The organism is Candidatus Protochlamydia sp. R18 (genome assembly GCF_000648255.1).
GTDB classification, from domain to species: Bacteria; Chlamydiota; Chlamydiia; order Chlamydiales; family Parachlamydiaceae; genus Protochlamydia; species Protochlamydia amoebophila.
Genome location: NZ_BASL01000434.1, coordinates 1 through 5,451, shown reverse-complemented (window position 1 = coordinate 5,451; position 5,451 = coordinate 1). Strand labels below are relative to the sequence as shown.

Annotated in this window: 4 protein-coding genes; all 4 read left to right on the top strand. The window is 32.2% G+C overall.

The features are described from left to right. The first annotated feature begins 97 nt into the window (after positions 1 to 97). The 4 genes from TY19_RS00445 to TY19_RS00435 all read left to right on the top strand — a co-directional run bounded on the left by TY19_RS00445 (position 98) and on the right by TY19_RS00435 (position 5,213). The gene (locus TY19_RS00445; RefSeq protein WP_042278735.1) at positions 98 to 757 is read left to right on the top strand and encodes an SOS response-associated peptidase; all 660 of its coding nucleotides are present in this window, start codon (positions 98 to 100) and stop codon (positions 755 to 757) included. 556 nt (positions 758 to 1,313) lie between these two features. Then, positions 1,314 to 1,472 carry a DNA/RNA non-specific endonuclease gene (locus tag TY19_RS14930; protein ID WP_158383077.1) on the top strand — a complete coding sequence of 53 codons (159 nt, stop codon included), beginning with the start codon at positions 1,314 to 1,316 and terminating at the stop codon, positions 1,470 to 1,472. A gap of 490 nt (positions 1,473 to 1,962) precedes the next feature. Continuing rightward, the gene (locus TY19_RS00440) at positions 1,963 to 2,796 is read left to right on the top strand and encodes a M4 family metallopeptidase (RefSeq protein ID WP_042278732.1); all 834 of its coding nucleotides are present in this window, start codon (positions 1,963 to 1,965) and stop codon (positions 2,794 to 2,796) included. Between the two features lie 1,340 nt (positions 2,797 to 4,136). Next, a complete protein-coding gene (locus tag TY19_RS00435) occupies positions 4,137 to 5,213 on the top strand; it encodes a trypsin-like peptidase domain-containing protein (protein ID WP_042278729.1) in 1,077 nt (358 codons plus the stop codon). The last annotated feature ends 238 nt before the right edge of the window (positions 5,214 to 5,451 follow it).

Sequence of the window (5,451 nt, the reverse complement as noted above, 5' to 3'; positions counted from 1 at the left end):
TACGCTTTAATCTTTTAGCAGGATTATATAATTATGAACTTAAAAATTAGGTTTCAGAAAAACTCTAATATTAGGGCATATAAAATGAGGTTAAGACATGTGCGGGCGTTTTACATTGACTGCAGAGGCTATTAATCTATCCGAGCGTTTTGAAATCCCTTTAAAAAAATTCACATGGTTTCCTCGCTTTAATATAGCTCCTTCTCAATCATGCCTTACAATTTTCATAGAAAATCAACAAAAACAAATCGAATCAATGGTTTGGGGATTAATTCCCCCCTGGAGCAAAGAAAAAAGACCTAATTATCAAATGATTAATGTGCGTTCTGAAACATTAAAAAGTAAACCCTCTTTCCAAAATTTATTTAAAACTAGGCGTTGCTTAATCCCTGCGGATGGTTTTTTTGAATGGAAAGCTACGAGTTCAGGAAAAATTCCATTTCGAATCACGTTAAAAAATGGTGATTTATTTGCTTTTGCTGGAATATGGGACATTTGGAAGGATAAAAATGGAGAAGAAATCAAAAGCTTTGCAATTCTCACCACAGCTTCCAATTCAGTGGTGAATCCTATACATAATCGCATGCCTGTTATTCTACAAAAAACAGATGAAGCTATGTGGTTAAATTCTTCTAATCAAAATGCTCTCGAGCAAATTCTGAAACCTTATCCATCAAATGAAATTATTTCGTATGAAGTTTCAAATATTGTAAATTTTTGGAAAAACGACTATCCAATTTGTATTCAGCCTATTTGATGCAAACCTGCCTAAATATAATAATAAAGCAATTATAAAATAGATTATTGTTTGCAAAAGCCCAAGCAATTTGCAGATATATTTGAGAAAAACTCTCTCAGCTCGGATTACTTTTGCTTTTGCAAAAAATTTAGTAGCCTTTTGTTTATTCCTAATTTTGCGCGAATAAGAGGAAAATCGTGTCAAATACAGGGTAACGAATAAGCACCGTTATATGGGATTTAGCAAAGTCTCAAATATGAGGCTCATATCCGCACAATTAAGTTTTCATGACATGACATTAAATTTAATAAATAGGCAGAACTAATCTTTTGTGACTTTTTCCAATATGCGCTCTAAGATTTTCTATTGCTATAATAGCCATAAGTAGCGTAAACGTCCTCATCTTTCGTTAATGCTTGTGTGTAATTGTACAAGTAAAAAAAGTCTTTGTTCATAAGCAAAGTGAAGTTCAACTTTTGAAATAATGGAAGATACTTTTTTTTGACCAATATGTGCTTCAGTGCCCTCGATTAAATTAGAGGTTATTGATCTAAATTAGAGATGTATACGAAATTTGACAAAAGCCTATCAAAATGTCTATGTGTTCAGAAGGCCTTTGTATCTTTTTCACAAGGAATGTGCCGGAAACGTTGTGTTACCCTATCAATTCATTGGATCTCAAGGAGTAGCGATCCCAACGCATTTTTTTAAAGTTTTGACACTAGAAGATTGACAAAGAAGACAAGAAGTTAAAGTCTCTAATTTTAACTAATCAACCCATTTGTTCCCTTCAATCAATTTAAAAGTGCCCCTGAAAAAAAGAAAGTTGGGATGAATTAAATTTTTCAAATTCAATTTATTTTTCAAAAACTCTTTGTAAATTATCTTAAGAAATTTTAATACTATGCGATAGGTACCATTAGTACTCTGTTATTCCCATTTTGTTGAGCAAGTGATTAGTCCCAATAGTGTAGCAATGCTCAATCCATCTTTTAAGATTATCACGATAAAGAACTAACAAGAAAAAATAAAAGTTTATGTTTCAACTAACGGTATTTTATTGAATACATCTTTAAATTTTTAGAGTGACAGTTTAAAAAAATGGCATTTCCTCAAATTTAAGCTACGATGAATATATAAATTTTTAAGTTTACTTGATCGTTGCTAAAAGGAACCAATAAGTTTATTTTCTATTCAATAAATCAAAGAACCAAGGAATAAAAATGGGTGCAAATTTGTCAGAAACTTATAATAATTTCTCACCTTATCAAGCAACCCTGGCTCTTTCATATTCTGAACAGGAATTTTTGCAAAAAAATGATCAAATTTTTGCTTGCAGAACACCACAGGAAACAAAACTTTGTAGGAAAATTCAACAAACAGTAGAAATAGTAAAAAAATTTTATTGGGATACTTTTAAACTAGTCGATATAGACGAAGAAAGAATAATTCCGCCATTATTTATTTATTATCCCAAAAAAAATGCCTATTATGCTTCAAAGCTGAAGCATTTCGCTTTTAATAACGAATTTGCTTCTCAGCCAGATATTGTGTGTCATGAAATGACGCACGCTGTGATTAAACATAATAATTCACTTGACCATGAAGGAGAATCGGGAGCATTAGATGAAGCAATTGCAGATGTCGTTACTATAGAATTTAAACAAAAGGTAGGTTTAATTGATAATTTGTGGAAAATTAGCCATCTTTGTGATTTAAGCACAGAACCTGAGCCATTTAAGCCTGCAAGTACGTATACCCACGAAAATGATTACGGTCATGTGCATCAAAATAGCTGGATTATCAGTCATACATTTTATCTAGCTTCAAAACATCTGAGCCATAATTCAATAGATTGTAATGAGCTCTTTAAAGTTTGGTTTAAGTCGATGCTAGATCTTGAAGATAAAACTTTTACAGGATTTAGAGAGATGACAATCAAAGTTGCTAGAAAAATTTTTTTTCATCGCCGTGAATTTGTTAAAGAGGCAATTATAGATGCTTGGGACCAGACCTCACCTCTTTTCCCAAAGGAAAAATCAAATTTCCCAGTTTAAATTATCCTGGTAAGATTTGAGAAAAATTGACCTTGAGCTGATTAAAAAAATGCCAAAGCTAAGAAAATTACCAATCCAAGTTGGGAACTTGCCTTCAGTAAACAATAAATGATGCCATATTATTATGGCCCAATTTTAGTGATAGCATTTTCAGTCCTCATATTTACTAACCGTTTATATCTTCTAAAATTATAATTAATTTTTTATATCTCTTTTGCTTCATGATAACATGTTCAGGAACACCGACCATCCCAAAGCAACAGCGGTCGGCAAATCCAACTCTTAACCTATTGCCTGAAAATAGTTTTTTTTCTGCCAACCAAAGCAACAGATTGAGAAGTCAAGTTTTATTGATTAATTAGAAGAATTTATCCAATTTTATAATACCCTTATAAGCAAATTTGATAATTGCTCTGCCAAGTTGTTCATTCAAACAGCTTTCTAACATATGCACAAAAATTCTTTTAACCAAGCGAGCAGTTAAAGGCTGACTCGATTCCCGAAAGGCAAATTCATTTAGAAATAGAATTTAATAAAAAAGTTTAAACTTATATAGATAAAACTATATTTCTAACTGCCATCTGTTACTTAGATAAAAGCGGTCAAACTAGTAATCGCTGAGGTTCAAAAAAAGCCTTCTAATGTATACATGGAAGATTTCCTAAGCTAGGCAAACAGTTAAATGCTACCCAGGTCTTCGAAAAACGGTGCATTTAAAAATAGAATTTTTATATATTTTTTAATAAAATATATAGAAAAACAAATTATTATCCTCACATAGTTCTAAACTAATATTTGCTAGAGGAATCAGCATGAAAACAGACAACACAAACTAAAAATTAAAATCTCATTTTACATTGGTAAATCTATATTTCTAGTAGCCGCCTCTGCTGTCTAAATAATAACAATGAAAAAAGCTTTTGCTGAATATGATTAATAATTTTTAAAATTTTTTTCAGTAATTTTCTTTAATTCCTTCTATATTTTTTTGCTTTATTGTTAAACTTTTTATTCGATAGCCTTTAGCTTTTATCTTGACCACTAAACTTAGTTTTTCTTTTTTGTACTGTTAAGCGTATTCTTCCCTCATCAAAGTACGGATGGGATCCGATGGACCATTGAGCAATAGTTGCAAATTCAAGTCTATATCCATTTTAACATATTAATTTTGTTTTGAAATGTCATATCTCTTTACTTTCACACATCATTCTTTTAACGTAAAAACGCCAAATTTTAACCTCAAAATATATTTAATGATTAAAAGATAAAAAGTGGTTAGGCATTGGCAGTAAAGGATCTAAAATTAAATATTTTAAATTTTATTTGAGGAGAATGTTTATATGACGCCGATTTCTCGTGGCGCGCAATTTTATTCTAACTTTAACTCTAGTGAAGCTAATCCGGAAACAAAGATTTATGAATACCTACTGAACCAACGCTCTCCAATAACATATTTTGTAAAAAACCTTGGCGACGCCATCTACTCCATTGTAGGAATTAATGGCTCTTTTAAAGGAAATTGTTTTGCTATAGCTCCAAATCTTCTATTGACATGTCGACATTGTTTAGAAGGAGAAATTGAAATCAGGGGAACTAGTGGGTCAATAGAAGTTGTTTTTGATGGATCTAGCTATGGGGTAGATTTCGCCATTTTATGGTTGAGAGAAGGTCGGTTCAATCCAGTCATTTTAGATTTGGACATCGGCATAGGAGATTCGGTTCAAATGTATCGCAAGTTAGAAGGTTCATCTTTAAATATGTACGTGAGGCCTTTTTCCTCTCAATCTTTTAACTCTCCAGGTGGTGGATCTTATGCCATGCGAGGAGACCTTGCTTCCTCTCAAACAAGTCCTGGAGAATCGGGAGCCCCTAGAATGTTGCTGCAAAATGGCTATGTCCATGCTATGCACCAGGGGAATAGTGAAGGGTTAACAATGAATGCGCTTTACGCAATACTTGAACTTGCAAAAGACAAAGGTGATCGTAACGCTGACTACATACTTTCAAAAATCAAAGTGACACATTCGCATACAAGATATTTAAATTGGTCACCCTTAACAATAAAATCAGGAGACGTAGAAGAAGAAAAGCCAAGAGTAAACGGCCATGTAAAATTTACCCATCCAGTCAAAAAACAAGTAGTAGTTGCTAAGTTTCATTATACAGAAATTGGCGAAGGAAAAGGCAATAGGTGGATCAAAATTCACAAGGAAGGAGTAGCAGGTTCTCAAATTACTTATGCGATTTCCCCTAATCCTCATCATAATTTATCATACAATAAGAAAGGGCAATCGAAATTTTATCATACACTAACAAGTGTAATAGGAAATGATTATTTATTAAATAAAGTTTATCCCATTCAAAGGATTGTCAAAGTCTTTAAAGAAAATTTTACTCTTACTCGAGATGTTGGATGATTTTTAGCTTAACTCAACTTATAAAATTGGGTTTATTAGGTTCTCGTTTGTGGAGCAAATGAGAACCTACATATTTACTCTTTATTCATAATTTTTTATCAATTCTCTAAAAATCATAAGTTAGTTACAGAGCTATCAGAAGATCTTTTTTTCTATGCAGATTCAGTCACATAGCAGCTGATTTGACATTGCCCCGCAAAAAAGGTCCAACAGAAAGTAGAAAATCATGCTATCCTTT